At 70.4% G+C, this 18,494-nt stretch carries 13 protein-coding genes; 2 read left to right on the top strand and 11 right to left on the bottom strand.

The window, feature by feature from the left end:
• Window positions 1-54 precede the first annotated feature (54 nt).
• From SSMG_RS02570 to SSMG_RS02560, 3 genes are all read right to left on the bottom strand, one after another.
• Complete coding sequence (locus tag SSMG_RS02570; RefSeq protein ID WP_037712322.1) at window positions 55-1,641, bottom strand: DNA polymerase; 1,587 nt, start codon at window positions 1,639-1,641, stop codon at window positions 55-57.
• Between the two features lie 50 nt (window positions 1,642-1,691).
• Window positions 1,692-2,285 carry a hypothetical protein gene (locus SSMG_RS02565; protein WP_009072488.1) on the bottom strand — a complete coding sequence of 198 codons (594 nt, stop codon included), beginning with the start codon at window positions 2,283-2,285 and terminating at the stop codon, window positions 1,692-1,694.
• Between the two features lie 1,448 nt (window positions 2,286-3,733).
• Window positions 3,734-4,966 carry an IS110 family transposase gene (locus SSMG_RS02560; RefSeq protein ID WP_009072274.1) on the bottom strand — a complete coding sequence of 411 codons (1,233 nt, stop codon included), beginning with the start codon at window positions 4,964-4,966 and terminating at the stop codon, window positions 3,734-3,736.
• Window positions 4,967-5,372: 406 nt separating this feature from the next.
• Between SSMG_RS02560 and SSMG_RS02555 the strand changes: the two genes are divergently transcribed.
• Window positions 5,373-5,885 carry a GNAT family N-acetyltransferase gene (locus tag SSMG_RS02555; RefSeq protein WP_037712318.1) on the top strand — a complete coding sequence of 171 codons (513 nt, stop codon included), beginning with the start codon at window positions 5,373-5,375 and terminating at the stop codon, window positions 5,883-5,885.
• Window positions 5,886-5,929: 44 nt separating this feature from the next.
• Here SSMG_RS02555 and purH read toward each other — a convergent pair whose 3' ends face one another.
• The 8 genes from purH to SSMG_RS02515 form a co-directional block, all read right to left on the bottom strand.
• Complete coding sequence (gene purH / locus SSMG_RS02550; RefSeq protein WP_037712315.1) at window positions 5,930-7,492, bottom strand: bifunctional phosphoribosylaminoimidazolecarboxamide formyltransferase/IMP cyclohydrolase; 1,563 nt, start codon at window positions 7,490-7,492, stop codon at window positions 5,930-5,932.
• Window positions 7,489-8,106 carry a phosphoribosylglycinamide formyltransferase gene (gene purN, locus SSMG_RS02545; protein WP_009072481.1) on the bottom strand — a complete coding sequence of 206 codons (618 nt, stop codon included), beginning with the start codon at window positions 8,104-8,106 and terminating at the stop codon, window positions 7,489-7,491. Before purN ends, purH begins: the two co-directional genes overlap by 4 nt.
• A 74-nt stretch (window positions 8,107-8,180) precedes the next feature.
• Window positions 8,181-9,758 (bottom strand): DUF6350 family protein, encoded by a 1,578-nt coding sequence (locus SSMG_RS02540; RefSeq protein ID WP_199785764.1) that lies wholly within the window; start codon window positions 9,756-9,758, stop codon window positions 8,181-8,183.
• 155 nt (window positions 9,759-9,913) lie between these two features.
• Window positions 9,914-10,651: a DUF5336 domain-containing protein gene (locus SSMG_RS02535; protein ID WP_009072478.1), complete on the bottom strand. Its 738-nt coding sequence runs from the start codon at window positions 10,649-10,651 to the stop codon at window positions 9,914-9,916.
• 217 nt (window positions 10,652-10,868) lie between these two features.
• Window positions 10,869-11,759 carry a succinate--CoA ligase subunit alpha gene (sucD, locus tag SSMG_RS02530; protein WP_009072477.1) on the bottom strand — a complete coding sequence of 297 codons (891 nt, stop codon included), beginning with the start codon at window positions 11,757-11,759 and terminating at the stop codon, window positions 10,869-10,871.
• Window position 11,760: 1 nt separating this feature from the next.
• Window positions 11,761-12,930 carry an ADP-forming succinate--CoA ligase subunit beta gene (sucC, locus tag SSMG_RS02525; RefSeq protein ID WP_037712311.1) on the bottom strand — a complete coding sequence of 390 codons (1,170 nt, stop codon included), beginning with the start codon at window positions 12,928-12,930 and terminating at the stop codon, window positions 11,761-11,763.
• Between the two features lie 118 nt (window positions 12,931-13,048).
• Window positions 13,049-13,345 carry a hypothetical protein gene (locus tag SSMG_RS02520; protein WP_199785763.1) on the bottom strand — a complete coding sequence of 99 codons (297 nt, stop codon included), beginning with the start codon at window positions 13,343-13,345 and terminating at the stop codon, window positions 13,049-13,051.
• Between the two features lie 20 nt (window positions 13,346-13,365).
• Entirely contained in the window at window positions 13,366-15,621 is a 2,256-nt protein-coding gene (locus SSMG_RS02515; protein WP_199785762.1) for a hypothetical protein, read from the bottom strand.
• A gap of 1,607 nt (window positions 15,622-17,228) precedes the next feature.
• On the opposite strand from SSMG_RS02515, the gene SSMG_RS02510 reads away from it, so the two are divergent.
• Window positions 17,229-18,050, top strand: a complete 822-nt coding sequence (locus SSMG_RS02510) for a M23 family metallopeptidase (RefSeq protein WP_199785761.1) — start codon at window positions 17,229-17,231, stop codon at window positions 18,048-18,050.
• Window positions 18,051-18,494 lie beyond the last annotated feature (444 nt).

Genomic DNA, 18,494 nt, shown 5'->3' with positions numbered 1-18,494 from the left:
TGTGCGTTCCTTCCCTTTTCTCCACTAGGTTTTCGGGTTTCTTGGCAGCTCGGTTCAGTCGTAGCTGCCCTCCACTGTCCACATCGGATTTTCCGTTCCGGAGCAGAGGACGAGCACCGCTTCCGGCGCCTCGTTCTCCCCTGCCGCGAGCAGCAGTTGCAGCCGGGCTTGCTGCGGTCCGGTCGAACGACGGCCCGACGTGACCGGCCACGGGCCGGCCCATCCGGTGATCGGCCGGGGCGGCCCGCCCGCGACGCACAGTCCGTGCGGCGGCGCGGTCAGCCGTTTGCGCGCGGTGAGGCCGACTGGCCTCCCTTGCTCGTCGATGACCTGGACTGGCAACGGTTGTTCCAGCACCGTCGCCGGGGACGGGGACGGCAACCGGGCAGGCCACGTGGCGTCCGGCGGTCCGACGGGTTCCCGCGGATCGCCCCACGGAATGAGCCGGACCCGGCTCGCCGGATCGCGTCCGCCGTCGAGCAGCGGCGTGACCACGCCTTCCGGACCGAGCAGACCTTGCACTCGCACGAATGCCCGGCCGGCCCGTTCGGCAGCCAATTCCTCGTCCTCGCCTGGACCGGCGCCGGGATCGCTCCCCCGCCACAGCCCCAGCTGCAGTGACCTCCCTTCGACAGTCTCTTCCGGTTCGAGCCGCAATCGCGCGACCCCGGCCGTGGGCCGTTCGCCGGGCGCGGCCTTGAGCCATCCCTCGAACTGCCACCGGACCCGGTCCGCAACCCCTTGCGGCGTAAGTGGTTCCGCACAACGCCAGACGCGACCGAGCTGCTCGCCGTTCTCAGTGGTCGCGTATATACCCAATCGAGTGCATGCGAGCCCGCGATCAGCGAGCGCGGCATGGAACCGAGCGCCGAGTTTTTTGGCCATGAACGAGGCGACGTCCACCCGAGCGAGCACCGGATCGAACGACTCGGCAAGGGACAGCTCCGGCGGCGGACTGCGGCGCAACGGCGGCCGGTCGGACAGCCCGCGGGCCAGCCGGTGCGCGAGCACGCCGGTGCGCCCGAACCGAGCCGCGACGTCCCGCTCGCCGAGTTCGGCGAAGGCCCCGAGCGTGCGCAATCCGAGCCGGACGAGCAGACCGACCAGATCCGCTCGCTCGGCATCCGGCTGGTCCAGTTCGGTCACCGGCAACGGGGCGAGAAATTCGGCGCTCCGCCCGGGTTCGACCAACGCACCCTGGCGCGCGGCGAGGGTCGCCGCGAAGAGCCCTTCCGCCACGCCGACCTGGCATTCGACTCCGGCCGCCGCGGCCACCTGGTCCACCAGTTTCTCCGCGAGTTGCGGTTCACCGCCGAAGTATCCGGCCGCACCCGCGACGGGAACCGCGAGCAGCCCCGGACGCACCACTTCCAGCCCGACGACCAGTTCTTCCACCGCGGCCGCGACATTCTCGAACAACCGCGCGTCCCGCGCCTCGTCTACGCCGAACACCGCCAGGTCGGGGCATTGGGATTCCGCTTCCCGCCTTCGCATGCCGCGCCGGATGTTCCGCGCTCGCGCGACCGCTGTGCAGGCCACGACCCGGTTCGCGTGGAACACCGCCGCCGGCCGGGTAAGCACGCTCCCCGCCGCGGCGACGGCAGCGACCGCGGGCCAGTCCGGGCACCACAGGACCAGCATCCGCGCGGGGTTGCGACGCGGATCTGGTTGTCCTTTGTGGACGATATGGTTCACCCGACTGCCTCTTCCCGTGCCGCGACCCGCTTCTCGCCGCGGGACACCCGTCCGTCCGGTCCAGGAAGAAGAACCTGCGCCGACCGAGGCCGGGCCGCTGCCCCGCGTCCGCGGGCGTGCACCTCGACCGGGCGGGAACGGAGGTGTCCGGCGCCGTGTTCGAGCACCCCGGTCCAGGTGCCGGGGGTGCAGTGCAACTCGACGTCGGCGGAAGGCCAGTGGCCCAGCGAAAGCAGCACCGCCCCGCGATGCCGAGCCCGCGCCGCGAGCCGCCGCGCGACGTCCGGCCGGACCGACCGAGGTTCGGTGACGACGAGGTCGACGCCGTCGAGCAACGCGGCCATCACCGCCTGGTATTCGGCCCCCGGCTGCGGGACCAACGCGAGCCGCGAAACGGCGACCCCGTGCTCAGCCGCCGCGACGATCCCCAGCGAGGGAGCCCCGACCACTGCGGCCCACGCCCCGGCGGCGGTTGCCTCCGCGAGCAACGCGAACAGCAGCGAGGTGGAGTGGTGGACCGCGACGATGGTCCCGCGCCGCAACCCGGCCCCGGGGAGGAGGTCGGCCAGTGCGGGGGCGACGGGAAGCATCCGCCCCGCGGCCCGGTCCCAGTCGCCGCGAGAAGCCCGCTCGGCAGCGACGGTGCTGGCAGTGCTGACCCCGGGGAGGGCGGTCAGTTTGGCCAGCGGGTGCGCTGGATCCGCCGGATTCGTCGGATCCGTCGGCGAGGTCGCGGGGTGGAGGCGGGTCGGGGGACGGAGGTCCGGAGTTGCCGGGCCGGATGGGGTTGCCGGGCGTAGCGGGGTTGGAGGGGTGAGCGGAGAGTCGGGCGGCTCTTCCGGGTCGGGCTCAGCCCACGAACCGGAAGGAGCTTCCGGACGAAGCGGGACCGGCGGCTCGGAGGGAGTTACCGGAGTCACTGGCTTCGGTTCAGGCTGAGGTGGCGAATCTCGCTCAGCAGAGGAACGGACCCGCGCCGAAGACTGCGGGCGGGCAGCCGAACCACGTTGGCTCGCCGGGTTGAGCGGAGTCGGGGAATCCGAGTGCGAGTCCCCACGACCGGATTGAGCCGAACGGGTCTGCGAACGCAACATAGCTGGCGGGCTGGCTTCTGCCGTCCCACCGGGGTTGGCCGGGATCCAAGGGGCGAATGCCACGTCCAGAGCACTCGGCCGGTTTCGGTGTCCCTTCTCTCCCAACGAAAACCTCGAGGGTCTCGCGGCGACTGGCGTTCGCTCCTTCGCCAATGCTTCGATCGCCGACCACGGGACCAGTACTTCCCACGAGCGTGCCGGCCGCGCCTCCGGCACGCTCGTGGGCGCGGAAGCCTGCGTTTCCGCGTCGAAAAAGGCCTCCCGTGACGACCGGCCAGGTTTCTTCTTCCAGGCCGGAATTCCCGCAATGCCAAGGAGATCGGTCTCGGCGGAGTCCGCAGGCAGGACCGGAGTGCGCAGTTTCCCGGGCGCAGCCGATGAACCGCTCACCGCAGAACTCGCCGACAAAGCCGCCTCGGCAGCTGCCGGAACTCCCCTGGCCCCGGCAGCCCCCGAAGCCGCCCCAGACAAAGCTGCTCCAGACAGAGCCACCCCAGCCAGAACCGGAGCAGCACCATCTCCAGAAAACCCGGCCGAGACCGAACCGTCCGCGGAAGTTCCCCTGGCTTCACAAGCCCCCGAAGCTCCTGAAGTTCCCAGTTCTTCCGCGATCTCCGAAGCGACCCCCGAAGAAGCGACCCCCGAAGAAGCAGCCCCCGAAGCCGCTCCGGTCGTCACCGGTTCCTCCTTCCTCCGTGATCGGCCGGACGGTCCGTCCCGGGCAAGGTCGTCACACCAAGCCCGGGACGGACGCCGGCACACCGCGGGGAAGGCGGTTCCGCATCCTCATCCGTGCGGAAACCGCACGGTCACCCAACAATCACACCCAAAAACACACCACTGCGCCGAACAGGATCGAACATCCGTTCGACACCACCCAGTTTTACCCGCCCCTCCCCACCTGTCAAGCACCCCCGGGGAAAGACATCTCAGGTTGTTAGAAGTCAAGCCGTGTGGGCTGGAGGAGGTGGGAAGGCTTGGTGTTCGTCGTAGAGGCGGTCCGTCTGCAGGCAGTGGTGGAGTTGTCCGAGGAATTTGTTGAACAGGTGGCGTTGGGCTTGGTGGTTCCAGTCTCCGGCGGCGCGGCGGGTGTCGAAGTGGCGTCGTGCGCCGGGGCTGGCTCGCAGCGAGGCGAGCGCCCAGACGGGTCCGACTGCGGCGAGGCGGCGGTTTTTGATGTGGCGGTGCGAGACCACGGTTTTTCGGCCGCTGGCGCGGGTGATCGGTGCGGATCCGGCGTAGGCCTTCAGTCCGCGGGGATCGGTGAAGCGGGTGCGGTCGTCTCCGATTTCGGCGAGCACCCGGGCGCCGGCCAGCAGTCCGAGGCCGGGGAAGCTGGTGATGATCGTGGCGTCCGGGTGCTGTTCAAAATGTGTCCGTGCCGCCTCCGCCAGACTGTCGGAGGCGGCGCAGGCGGCCTCGAATTGGCTCAGCAGAGCCGAAAACTGGATGCCCATCGCGTTCTCCACGATCGGCGGTTGCCGCAGCCGCTCGGACCGGAACACGCCGTGGAGGCGGTCGACGTCGGCATCGACGTTGCGGCGGCGTCCGGCCTTGGTCAGCAGTGTCCGCAGCCGGGCGCGGGTCAGTGTCGCTGCGAGCGCGGGTGTCGGGGCGGCGGCGAGGACGGTGCGGGCGTCGCGGCGGGCCAGGCCGCCCTCGGGCTGTCCGGCGAACGCTTCCAGCGCCGCGGGGTAGAACTCCTTGAGCAGCGACCGGAGCTGGTTGCCCAGCTGCTGGCGGGCCCAGACCGCGTCCTGTTGCGCTCGTGCCAGCACCCGCACCGCTTGGGCCAGTTCGGTGTCGGCCGGCAGCGGTCGGTGCGCGGCCGCGTCGGTGCGCACGATGTTGGCCAGCAGCGCGGCGTCCGCGGCGTCGGACTTCGCGCCCGACACCTGGTGCCGGGCCCGGTAGCGCGATGCCGAGAGGGGGTTGATCGCGTAAATGGTGCGGCCGGTGGAGCGCAGCGCGGCGACGAGCAGCCCGTGGTCGGTTTCGATGCCGACCGGGATCTGCGCGTCGGCGGTGTCTCCGGCCTCGGCGAGCAGGTCGAGCAGCCGGGCGAACCCGGTGGCGTCGTCGCCGATGCGGGCTTTGGCGATCACGGTTGCGGTGTCGTCGATGATGGCGACGTCGTGGTGGGATTCGGCCCAGTCGATGCCGCAGAACAGTGTCAAACCGTCACGTTTCCTTTCCTGTTGCTGCTGCTCACGGGTCCAGGCGGGGTCACGCAGCGCCCTAATCGCGGGACTCGGCGGTCCGTCATCTCAGTAGCCGTTCGTGACTCCAGCACACCGCAGGGTCCTCGTTCTGTCGAAGAGCTCGAAGCTCGGGAACACATCGAGAGGTCACCTCCTGCGGCGGACTCGGGCCACGACATCCCACCACCACGATCACCAGTCCACCGGCGGACGCGCCGTTCTTTCACAAGTCGTCGAACGACGGGAACCCACAGGCGTCGCCCGCCGGCGGACCAGCACCAACCGACCCGGTCACGAGCCGGAAGAACTATCCCTACTACCGATTAGGAACCCGGAAGAGCGGCAGCCCCCAGGAAAACGGCTCTTTACACTGGGAACCCTGATGAAGACAGGACACATCGCCCTGCGGGGTTTCGCCGAAGCTGACCTGCCGGTGCTCGACCGGTTCTCCACGGACCCGGACGGTGCCGGAACCTTTCAGTGGACGAGGTTCACCGGACCGCAGGCCCGGCGCCGGTTCGCCGAGGACGGGTTTCTCAGCCCGGCCTCGAGCGCGGTCGCGGTGACCGTCGACTCGGTCGTCGCCGGGATGGCTACCTGGGAGGCGGCCGACCGGGGCGGGCCCGCCGGCGGGTGTTTCCGGGTCGGCGTCGCGTTGCTGCCCGACTATCGCGGCCACGGCACCGCCGCGAAGGCGTACCAACTGCTCGTCGACCAGCTCTTCCGGCACACCCGCGCGCACCGGCTCGAAGCGTTCGTCGACAGCGAGGACCTCGCCGGGCAGCACACGCTGGAGAAGACCGGCTTCCACCGCGAAGGCCTGCTCTGCCAGGTCACCTGGCGCGACGGCGGCTACCGTGACGAGGCCGTCTACGCGATCCTGCGCGAGAGATGAAAAACCGGCCGGGACCCGAAAAGTCCCGGCCGGTCACCGAAAAATCAGTGCGCGAAGTGGCGCGTTCCGGTCAGGTACAGCGTGATCCCGGCGGCCTCGGCGGCGGCGATCACCTCGGCGTCGCGAATGGACCCGCCGGGCTGCACGACCGCTCGCACGCCCGCTTCGATCAGCACCTCGAGCCCGTCCGGGAACGGGAAGAACGCATCCGACGCGCCGACCGAGCCCTTCGCCCGCTCGCCCGCCCGCGAGACCGCCAGCCGCGACGAGTCGACGCGGTTGACCTGGCCCATGCCGACGCCGACGGTCGCCTGCTCGTGCGCCAGCAGGATCGCGTTGGACTTCACCGCGCGCAGGGCCCGCCACGCGAATTCCAGGTCCGCCAGGGTCTGCTCGTCAGCGGGCGAGCCGGTGGCCAGCTTCCAGTTCGCCGGGTCGTCGCCGGGGGCGTCGATCGCGTCGGCGGTCTGCACGAGCACGCCGCCGGAGATCGGCCGGAACTCCACCGGGGCCGCGTTCTCGATCGCGGGCAGCTTCAGCAGCCGCACGTTCTTCTTGCGCTGCAAGATCTCCAGCGCTTCCGGCTCGAAGTCGGGGGCGAGCACGACCTCAGTGAAGACCTCGGCGATCTGCTCCGCCGCTGCGACGCTCACCGGCCGGTTCGTGGCGATCACGCCGCCGTACGCGGACACCGGGTCGCAGGCGTGCGCCTTGCGGTGCGCTTCGGCGACGTCCGCGCCGACAGCGATCCCACACGGGTTGGCGTGCTTGATGATCGCGACAGCCGGCTCCGAGAAGTCGAAGGCGGCCCGACGCGCGGCGTCAGTGTCGACGTAGTTGTTGTACGACATCGCCTTGCCGTGAAGCTGCTCCGCGTGCGCGAGGCCCGGCTGCGCGCCGCGGTACAGCGCCGCCTTCTGGTGCGGGTTCTCGCCGTAGCGCAGTACGTCCGCACGGTCCCACGTCGCGCCGAGGAAGTCGGGGAAGCCGCTGTCGTCCGCAGGCGCGTACGCGTTGGCGAACCAAGACGCGACAGCCGTGTCGTACGCAGCCGTGTGCGCGTACGCAGCAGCAGCGAGCCGCTTGCGGTCCGAGAGTTCGAAGCCGCCCGCAGAGACCTGCTCGAGCACCCACGCGTACCGTGCCGGGTCCACGACGACAGCCACGCTGCCGTGGTTCTTCGCGGCCGCGCGCACCATCGCGGGACCGCCGATGTCGATGTTCTCGACGCAGTCCTCGGGGCTCGCGCCGGACGCGACAGTCTCCTGGAACGGGTACAGGTTCACCACGAGCAGGTCGAACGCCGCGATGTCGAGCTGCTTGAGCTGGGCGACGTGGTCTTCGTTGCTCTGGTCGGCGAGCAGACCGGCGTGCACGCGCGGGTGCAGCGTCTTGACCCGGCCGTCAAAGGACTCGGGGAACCCGGTGACCTGCTCGACCGGCGTGACCGGAACGCCGGCGTTCGCGATGACCTTCGCCGTGCCGCCGGTCGACACGATCTCCACGCCGGCCGCGTGCAGGCCGGTCGCGAGCTCGAGCAGGCCGGCCTTGTCCGAGACGCCGATCAGCGCGCGCCGGACCGGGCGCCGTCCCTGTGCTGTGCTCACGAAAACCTCACCTTTCGTCCGTCCACGGTGCACCCACCACGGCCGAGTCGCTCGATCGTTTCAACCAGCAGCCTGCGTTCCACGGCTTTGATCCGCTCGTGCAGGACGTCTTCGGTGTCGTCGGTCTCCACCGGCACCGCCTCCTGGGCGATGACCGGGCCAGTGTCCACCCCGGCGTCGACGAAATGCACCGTCGATCCGGTGACGCGCACGCCCGCGGCCAGCGCGTCGGCGACCGCGTGCATCCCGGGGAACGACGGCAGCAGCGCGGGGTGGGTGTTGATCACGCGGCCCGCGAACCGCGCCAGGAACTCCGGTCCGAGGATCTTCATGAAGCCCGCGGACACCACGAGGTCGGGCTGATAGGCCGCGACCGCCTCGGCGAGCGCGCGGTCCCACGCGGCCCGGTCCGGATGGTCGGCGACGCGGACGGTGAACGACGGCACGTCCGCCCGTTCCGCTCGCGCGAGCGCCTCGATGCCGGTGCGGTCCGCGCCGACGGCCACGACGGTCGCCGGGAACCCGGGCTGCCCGGCCGCGTCGAGCACAGCCTGCAGCAGCGTGCCGGAACCGGACGCGAGCACGACGATCTTCACCGGAGTGGGCAGTTCCAAGCGGCTGGCCAGAACGGGCTCCTTGCACGGCGGTGCGCCTCGGGCGCACGGCGCTTCACCAGGTCGCCCCAACCCTAACGGTCGTCCTCGGCGGGCTTCGCGTCGCCGGAGTCCTCGGTGGACTCGGTCACAGCCTCCGGCTGTTCGACGGGGGTTTCCGGCTCGTCCCCGGGTTCGTCGGCCGTCTTGTCCCCGGGTTCGTCGGCCGTCTTGTCCTCGGTCTCGGCGGCCTCGGCTTCCGGCTCGTCCTCCGGCAGGTCGAGGCCCAGTTCGGCGTCGGCCTCGGCGTCGAAGTCCTCGTCGTCCTCAGCCTGGTCCGAGTCTTCCTCCGCAGAGTCTTCCGAGGCTTCTTCGGCCTCGTCGGTATCCGCGACGTCCTCTTCGGACTCGGACTCCTCCGCCTCGGTCTCGGCTTCCGGCTCGACCGCGTCCTCCGCCTCGAGGTCCTCCACCTCGAGCGACCCGACCGGCCGCATCGGAGAGTGTGCCCCCGCGAAGAACGCCACGAACCCGGCCGGGATCACGACCCAGCAGAACGCGACGATCGACGCCACCCCGACCGGGACGCTGACCGGGTCGAACGGACCGTCGCCGAGGCGTCCGCCGGCGAGAGTGCCCAGCAGCACGCAGCCGAACCCGACCACCGCGCCCGCGACGACCACGACCCGCAGCCGCGCCGCCGGATCCTCGTCGACCGCGCGGACCGACCAGCCGACCAGCACCCCGACCGCCAGCGGCAGCACCAGCAGCGCCGGCCACCACGACGCCGCGTGCTCCGGGACGCCCCCGAGCAGCGGCACTCCGGGAACGGAACCGCCGCGGTAGCCGATGAGGTGCACGTTGAGGCTGCCGATGCTGAACCCGGGCCCGCTCACGAACGACATCGCGGCGACCACGGCGTTCGGCAGGTACAGCACGGAAAGCAGGAACAGGCCGAAGCTGCTCCCGAACGACGGCTCGAACAGGCCGGACACCGTGCGCGCGGACAGCGCGGTGGCGGCGGTCAGCGTCAACGCACCGGCGGCCAGCAGCGCGAACAGTCCGAGCAAGCCCGCGCGAAGCCCGCGAAGGGCCAGCGGATCGAGCCGGTCCGCAAGCACCCGCGGCATGCCAAACCAGCGAAGCACCCCGGCGGTGGCCGCGAGTCCGGAGAGCACGGCAGGCACCAGCGCGGCGAGCGCGAAGTTCGCCCGCACCGGCTCGCCGATCGACAGCAGCGAAATCAGCAGACCGAATAGCAGATGCGCGCCGGAAATCGTGGCGAGCAGTGGGACGGCGTGCCGTAGCCGGGCGCAGCGAAGCCGGCGCACCGCCTTGGCCGCTGCCCGCGCGACCAGCAGCACCACGCCGACTGTCGGCAACAGCGGCAGCATGCCGAGCGGATGGCCGCCGATCCCGAGTTCGACCTGGTAAGCCGCCAGCCAGCCAGGTCCCGCCGACAGCAGCACGCCGCCTGCGGAGAAGATCGCGTGCTGGGCGGTCAGCGCGACGAGCGCGAGCAGCGTGGCGACCACCGCGTAGCCGGTGACGAGCGGGCCGAGCGCCGCGGCGAGCAACACCCGCAACCGGGGCGCCTGCGGGACATCCTGGTCAACGGAGTCGCCCACCGGCTCGTCGCCCGCGGGGCGTCCGGGACTGGTGAGCACCTGCATGTCCCCGACCATGACATCCGCACTCGGCCGTCCGGGTGAGGCACGCCGCCGGGCGGACGTGGCGAATCCAACGCCCACCCGGTCGTGGCACCGGGCCCATAAAAACACCCGCTGTGACACGGAGAGTCACAGCGGGTGGGTAATGCGAAGGGGTTTCAGCCTTGCTGTCGGAAACCTCCGGGCGGAGTGCCCGGTTTGTTCTGGTCGGCCGGCGGCTGGAAGAACTGGCCCTGCTGCGGCGCGTACGTCGTGGCCTGCCCGCCCGGCGGCGGCGTGGCGGGCGGCTGCTGGGCCGACGGCGGCTGCTGCCCCGGAGCCTGCTGACCCGGCTGCCCCGGCTGTCCGGGCGCGGCCTGGTACTGCGTCGGCTGGTACTGGCCCTGCTGACCGTACGGCTGCTGATACGCGGGGGCGGACGGCTTCGGCGCCGGCGGCTTGAGCACGCCGTACTCGAACAGCAGCGCGGCGACCGACGCGGCCATCTGCAGGAGACCGAGGATCAGCACCACGATCACGATGGCGGACGAGCGCCCGGAGATGACGGCGTCGAGCGCGCCCAGCCCGCCGAGCACGCTGAACAGCGCGGCGAACGGCAGCGTCTTCGGGCCCTTGGGCAGCAGGTTCAGCGCCGACAGCAGACCGCCGGCGAGCAGGAACAGAATGGGCTGCCCGGCCGTGCCCGCCTCGGAGGCGAAGCCGAGGAAGTACTGCACCAGTCCGAGCCCGGCCACGCCGAGGGACAGCAGCAGCGGAAGGTTCGGCGGCGCTCCGGCACCCGAGGCAGGCGGGCCCTGCTGCGGCTGGGGCTGCTGCGGGAACCCGCCCGACGGGGGCGGTCCCTGGGACGGCTGGCCCTGCTGGGGGTAGCCGGGCCCGCCACTGGGGAAGGTCATCGGAAGCTCTCCTGTCTCATCGACCGGCGGTTCGGGATCCTGAAATGCCCGGGGTGCACCGGCGGCGTCCCCCGCTCACGAGTGACTGCACGCTAGCGCATCCGCACGGGGCGTCCGCGACGTTGGACGCACTGACCGCCGGATCGGTTGCGGGCGGAAACGACGAAGGCCGGGCACCGTGTCGGTGCCCGGCCTCCGCCAGGGGAATCGTTGCTGGTCAGCCGAGGCTGTTGTACAGCTCACGGGCGAGAACAGCGGTCTCGCTCGGGGTCTTGCCGACCTTGACGCCGGCGGCCTCGAGGGCCTCCTTCTTCGCCGCGGCGGTGCCGGACGATCCGGAGACGATCGCGCCCGCGTGGCCCATCGTCTTGCCCTCGGGGGCGGTGAAGCCCGCGACGTAGCCGACGACCGGCTTGGTCACGTTCTCCTTGATGTAGGCCGCGGCGCGCTCCTCGGCGTCGCCGCCGATCTCGCCGATCATCACGATGACCTTGGTGTCGGCGTCCTTCTCGAACGCCTCGAGGGCGTCGATGTGGGTGGTGCCGATGACCGGGTCGCCGCCGATGCCGACCGCGGTGGAGAAGCCGATGTCGCGCAGCTCGTACATCATCTGGTAGGTCAGCGTGCCCGACTTCGACACGAGGCCGATCGGGCCCGCGCCGGTGATGTCGGCCGGGATGATGCCCGCGTTCGACTTGCCGGGGCTGATCACGCCGGGGCAGTTCGGCCCGATGATCCGGGTCTTGTTGCCGGTCGCGACCGCGTGCGCCCAGAAGTAGGCCGAGTCGTGCACCGGGATGCCCTCGGTGATGACGACGGCCAGCGGGATCTCGGCGTCGATCGCCTCGATGACCGCGTCCTTGGCGAACTTCGGCGGCACGAAGATGACCGACACGTCGGCGCCGGTCTCCTTGATGGCCTCCTCGACCGTGCCGAACACGGTGAGGTCCTTGCCCTCGATGGTGACCGTCTGGCCTGCCTTGCGGGCGTTGACGCCGCCCACGATGTTGGTGCCGGACTTCAGCATCTTGGTCGCGTGCTTCATGCCCTCGGAGCCGGTGAGCCCCTGGACGATGACCTTGCTGTTCTCGTTGAGGAAGATCGACATCTCACGCACCTGCCGCGGCGAGCTCGGCAGCCTTGTCGGCCGCGTTGTCCATTGTGTCCACCACGGTGACCAGCGGGTGGTTCGCGTCGGCCAGGATCTGGCGACCCTCGACGACGTTGTTGCCGTCCAGGCGGACGACCAGCGGCTTGGTGGCCTCGTCGCCCAGGATCTTCAGGGCCTCGACGATGCCGTTCGCGACCGCGTCGCAGGCGGTGATGCCGCCGAAGACGTTCACGAACACGCTCTTCACGTCGGTGTCGTTGAGGATGACGTCCAGCCCGGCCGCCATGACCTCGGCCGACGCGCCGCCGCCGATGTCGAGGAAGTTGGCCGGCTTCACGCCGCCGTGCTTCTCGCCCGCGTACGCCACGACGTCCAAAGTGGACATGACCAGGCCCGCGCCGTTGCCGATGATGCCGACCTCGCCGTCGAGCTTGACGTAGTTGAGGTTCTTGGCCTTGGCCTTCGCCTCGAGCGGGTTCTCGGCCTGCTTGTCGACGAGCTCCTCGTGCGCCGGGTGGCGGAACGCGGCGTTCTCGTCGAGCGTGACCTTGCCGTCGAGGGCGATGATCTTGTCCTGCGGGTCGCGGACCAGCGGGTTGACCTCGACCAGGGTGGCGTCCTCGGAGACGAAGGTCTCCCACAGCTTCACCACGACGTCGGCGGCCTCGTCGATGATCTCGGCCGGGAAGTGGCCGGCCTTCAGGATCTCGAGCGCCGTCGCCTTGTCGACGCCCTTAATCGCGTCGACCGGGATCTTGGCGAGCGCGTCCGGGCGCTCGACCGCGAGCTGCTCGATCTCCATGCCGCCCTCGGACGACGCCATCGCGAGGAAGGTGCGGTTGGCGCGGTCGAGCAGGAAGGAGAAGTAGTACTCGGACGCGATGTCCGAGGCTTCCGCCACCAGCACGCGGTGCGTGATGTGGCCCTTGATGTCGAGGCCGAGGATGGCTTCCGCCTTCTCCTTCGCCTCGTCGGGCGTCTGGGCCAGCTTGACGCCGCCCGCCTTGCCCCGGCCGCCGACCTTCACCTGCGCCTTGACGACGACCTGGGTGCCGATCTGCTCCGCGGCGGCCTTGGCTTCTTCCGGGGTGCTTGCCACGGCGCCCGGCAGAACCGGTACTCCGTGGGCGGCGAAGAGATCCCTCGCCTGGTACTCGTAGAGGTCCACTACTCCAGTCTCCTGACGACACGCCACTGTGGTGGTCCGTTTTCCGGACCGCGCTGTCGGACCAGTCGAGGTTAGCGACCAGCGCAGACGCAGGGGACGCCGCACCTGGTGAAGTCGGTCACCGTGCGCGGTCAGAGGGTGTGCCGAGGGTGTGAGACCGCCCACCGACAAGCATTTCGGCGGCCTTTTCGGCGCTTTCCCCGCCCAGTTCGACGACGTTCGTGCCGGAGAGCGCTTCGGCGAGGCCCTCGGGAACCGGGCCGCCAAGCAGGCCCAGAATGTCTGGATCCTCCTGTTCGACGGTGCGCACGATCTTTTCCGCCGTGTCGAGGTGTCCTACGTGGACGACTTCGAAACCGGCGTCGCGCAGCATTCGCGCCAGCGGAATCGCCGCCGTTTCTTCGGCCAGTTCCACGAGGACGACGCGGCGCGGACTCACTTCTTCGCCCCGGCCGCCGCGAGGCCAGCGGTGACCACTGCCGCGACGACCGCCGCGAGCCCGAGCCAGAATCCGATGCCCGGCTTCGCGGCCTGGAAAAGGGAACTGACCAGCGGGATCTCGGTGACGTGCAGGGCGAGGAGCACCGCCGCCCCGGTCAGCCCCGCCGCCGCGGCACCGGGCCGGGAACGAACGCTCAAGCCGAGGGTGCCGAGAACGACGAGCAGCGCGGCGAGCAATCCCCACGACGGGGTGTCGAAATCGGACCAGAGCCCGGGCGGCGCGTAATCCTGCGCGGTGAACACCGGCGTGCCGAACGTCGCGATCGCCAGTACCGCGGTGATTCCGGCCGGAATTACCGCGGTGGATCGCGGCCCTTCGGTACCGGTGTCGTCGCGTTCCACGACTCCGGTGATCACCGCGGCCAATCCGGTAAGCCCGGCGAGCCCGAGCGCGATCGCGGTGAAAACGGCTCCCGCGCCGAGGTGGTAACTGATCGCGCCGCCGAGTCCGCCGAGTCCCGTCGCCTCGGAGGCGGTGATGGCCGTGCTGAGCACTGCGGTTCCCGCGAGCGCGACACCCGCCCACAACACGGCGAGCACCCCGCGCGCGAACGGCGCGGTGCGCTTCGCAAGCAGGAAAGGTGTTGGCAGCACGACAAGAACGGCCGCGACGAGTAGTTGCAGGCGGGCCGGGCTGTCTGTGCTGTTGTTGAGCTGCGGGGCGTACGCGCCGATCGCCGCCGCGATTCCGGTCAGCAACGCGGTGAGCGCAGTGAGCGCGCGCCAGATGGTGAGCCCCGGGACGCGGGCCTCGCCAGCCAGGTCGGTGCGTTCGGTTTGCGTCTGCTGCGGTGTCGCAAGTGGAGTGAGGACGAGGACCAGCACCATCGGCACGACGGCGAGATACGCGCCCGTCGAGACTTCCAGCCCCGACACGGCCAGCCCGGCGACGAACGTCGGCACCGCGACGGCCAGCGTCGCCGCGACGATCCCGCCGAGCGTCCCGCGAGCCACCCCGTCGGATCCGGCGAAAACCCCCAGCACCGCGGCGACCGGCAGCGCACCGGCGAGGAGAAGGTACCCGGCGAGCGCTAGCCCGGGGCCCTCGAATGCTGACCGCGCAAGGAGAAACGGGTCGTCCGAGAGAACCGGGGTCATCAGCAATCCGACCGCGGCGACTACGGCGAGCAGCGGAATGATCAGCCGCCAGCGGCGTTGGTCGTCGCCGCCCGCGATCTCGTTGCGCTCCCGCACGACCCGTGCGGCGACGATCCCGGCGACGAGCGTCAGCAGGTGCCCGGCGATCAGCAGCCAGAACCCGATGCCGACCCCGCTGCGGTCGAGCAGCCGGTCCGGGAGGTACAGCTCGGGGCGGATGGTTTTGGAGCCGTTGACGAGGAACTGAAGATCGAGGACCAGCCGCCCCGGCGCGAGAGCGGCGAGCCCGGTGATGAGACCGGCGGCCAGCCCGTGCCGCCCGCTGCGAGCCGCCGCGACCGCGATCCCGGCCGGGACGACGGCGAGGATCGCGAGGAGCGGCCAGGAGAGGTAGCCAGGCCCGGCGTCGGGCGAGACCGGGGCGATGGCGCCGGCGGCCAGGGCTAGGGAGCCGACGCCGAGGAGCGCGGTGGCGGCTTGGAGTCTTGGGGAGGGGGTTTGATCGGTGAGGTCGAGGAGGAGGTCGCCTTGCCTGCTTTGACGGCTTGGGTCTTGGCGGCTTGGGTCTTGGCGGCTGGGGATGGTCCTGGGTGCGGACCTCGGCTCGGCCGGGATGGCGGCGGGTTTTTGACGGCTGGTTCGAGCTGCTTCGTCAGACTGCCGCTTGGCTGAGGGTGCCGCTTCTCCACGGCTGGCCGGGCTTTCTGCCGCGGCCTCGTCTCGGTTGGACGGATTGGCTGAGCTTTCCGCGGAAGCTGTCCCGGGACGGCTCGACTCGTCAAGGCCGGATGAGCTTGCCCCGGGCGTCGCTTCGCTGCGGCGAGACGAATCGTCGGGGCTTGCCGAATTCGGCTCGCCGCCGGACGAGGATGCCGAACGTCCGGAGGATGCCGTCCCGCGGTGACTGGGCGAGTCGGCGGGGCTGTCGGCTGGATCCGATTTCGCCCGGCTGGCGTCGCGGCGTGCTCGGGCTCGGGCGGCGGCCTTGCGCTCGGCGAGGCTGGGACGCCGTGGTCCGGCGGGACGGCCCGGGGTGTCCGGGGCGTCCGGGGCGGAATCGCCGTCGGAAGGCTCTGGGGTCGGCGGAGTCATCGCTCGCGACGCTAGCAAGTACCGGTGCCGGCGCGGGGACAGCAGGGCCGCCTCGACCAGGCCGGAATGCACTTCCAGGTGAATTCCCCGCCGGATGAACCTCGGGCGGTCCCCACGCGTCTGAGGGGTGCGAAGAAAAAATTCCGCCGATCCGCGTAAGAGGCGCGTGGGCCGGAGGTCTCGACGGCAGAGGGACCGGGGTGCCGGAGGGAGCGTCGCGGAAAACTTCGGGGAAGTCGCGTAAGGGTGTGGCGTTCGGGGCGTCACTCCGGTGCGGGACGAAGCACGGGGACACATCGCGGGGGCGATGGACGAGGTCGGATGCCTGTTCGCAGCAGGCGCCCGGCCAGGCCGCGGAGGGAGCCGCGGCGGGTGCCGGCAGGTCGTGGGGACGACGTGCCGGGACCGAGATGGAGACGGCCGAGACCTGCCGGGGAGGGCAGGTGAACGGCCACCTCGCGGAGGGGAGCCGCGATCTTCGTTCCTGGCAGGCCGGGGAGGACCTGCCAGGAACGAAGAAGGCCAGCGCCTGCCGGGACAGGCGATCGGCCAGGTCGCGGAGGGGAACTGCGACAGGCTTCGGCAGACCGCGGGGACGGTCCGCCGGGGATCGGGGACAGGGACGGCCGGGGCCTGCCGGGGAGGGCAGGTGACCGGCCGCGCCGCCGTGAGCAGCGACGACGAGGACGGACTGCCGGAACGAGCCGCCGGGCATCGCGGGGGACTTGCTGCGAGAGCAGGTGACCGACCGCGCCGCCGTGAGCAGCGACGACCAGGACGGACTGCCGGAACGAGCCCCCGAGCATCGCGGGGGACTTGCTGCGAGAGCAGGTGACCGACCGCGCCGCCGTGAGCAGCGACGACCAGGACGGACTGCCGGAACGAGCCCCCGAGCATCGCGGGGGACTTGCTGCGAGAGCAGGTGACCGGCCGCCCCTCTGCGAGCAGCGACGACAGGCACGACTCCACCGGCAAACGGAGTGCTGGCACCGCTGGGACCCGCCGGAAGAACGAGTGACCGGCCGCACCGCCGTGAGCAGCGACGGCGAGGACGATCTGCCGGAATGAGCCGCCGGGCATCGCGGGTACCTGTCGGGGAGAGCGGGGCAACCGACCGCACCTCTACGAGCAGAGACGGCGGGCACGACCGACCGGCAAACGGAGTGCTGGCAGGACTGGAACCCGCCCGGAAAGCAGGTGATCGGCCACACTGCCGCGAGCAGTGACCGTGATGGGCATCACAAGATTCGGCGTGAAACTGCTTCAACGCACTCGGGTGGCCGGTTATTTCGCCCGCGAGGCCGCCGGGAGGGCACCTGGGAGCACTGGGCCATCCGAACGTATGTGACTCAAGCCACATGCGGCGAAGTAGTTTCCGATTAACTTTGGGTAGTTTCCACAGCTAGACGCTCGATGCGTGCCACTCTTTCGGCCGAAAGCCGGGTCGCGTCTTGCTCATTGAGGCGCCGCTTCGTTACTGTCCTCCGGTCCCCATTACAGTCAGGTCACGAAGCAGAACGCTGAGCGAATCACCCCCGAGGTTCGTTCACGGGATCCCCCGCCCGAGTTCGCTTCGACCCGGCTCCCCGACAATGGAAGGCCCTGTCTTGGCTTCACACCGCTCCCCCGGCGGCCAAGCTCCTTCCCCGGCGCTGAAAGACGCACTGGACGGTGCAGTCATCCGCGTCCGGGGCCAGCACCGCATCTCCCCGCCCTCCTCCGCCCTTCGCGGGCGGGTCGTGGTCGCCGCCGTCGCGGCCGGCGCGTTCGCCGCAGCCGCCGCCGGGCAGACCCTCAAGGCCACCAGCGGTGGAGACTCCGACGCCGCAGTCACCCCGCTCGCCAACGCGCAGAACGCGAGCGCCTCGTTCACCCTCGGCAGCGCGGGCTCCGGGGGAGCTCCCGAACTGCTGCCGACCGGCCACGCCGTCGATGCCTCCGCCGAAGCCGCGAAGATGGCCGACGCCGCCAAGGTCACCAAGGCTCGCGTGCAGGCGGAAACCGAAGCCGCGCGCCAGGCCGCCGAAGAGGCCGCCCGCCCGAAGACCTGCATGCCCGCTCACGGCACGTTCACCTCCGGCTTCGGCGCCCGCTGGGGCACGAGCCACCTCGGCATCGACATCGCCAACTCCATCGGCACCCCGATCTACGCCGCCTCCGACGGCACCGTCATCCAGGCCGGCCCCGCCAGCGGTTTCGGTCTCTGGGTTCGCATCCAGCTCGACGACGGCACCATCCAGGTCTACGGCCACATGAACAGCTTCTCCGTCCGCGAGGGCCAGAAGGTCAAGTGCGGCGAGCAGATCGCCGAGATCGGCAACCGCGGCGAGAGCACCGGCCCGCACCTGCACTTCGAGGTGTGGCAGGACGGGACCAAGAAGATCGACCCGCGTCCGTGGCTCGCTGCCCGCGGCGTGAACGTCGGCTGAGCCGGGTTTCCCGCAGGGCGACTGACACGGGTGGCATTCGCCGCCGCATAGCTCTCGACTGAGCTTGATCCGCATGGATCGCTCTAAGGGCTAGCGGCGGAAACGCCTTCGCACGCAAGGATTCTCGCGGCCATGGACCGCTACTTGCAACAAGAGAGCCAGTCGCTGCTCGACGGAAGCGGCAAGGGCAAGATCCGCATTAGGACGTGCCGCGACGACCAAGGGCTAGCCGCCGGTCAGTCGGTCCAATTCACCGCAGCGCCTTGAGGTCGATTCCCGCCACGCCAGGAGCGAGGGCGTCATGGATCGTTGCCCGGTAGGCGACGGACGAAGTAGGCGACTGCTACCTGCCACACCGTGCACAGGTCAGCGCGTCTTCGCCAGGGCAGCCATCGCGCGACGCCCTCGTCGGCACGCGACGTTCCTCCGCAGACGACACATCTG

It is taken from the genome of Streptomyces sp. AA4, assembly GCF_000158875.1.
GTDB lineage: Bacteria > Actinomycetota > Actinomycetes > Mycobacteriales > Pseudonocardiaceae > Amycolatopsis.
This window is presented reverse-complemented; position numbering and strand designations above follow the sequence as displayed.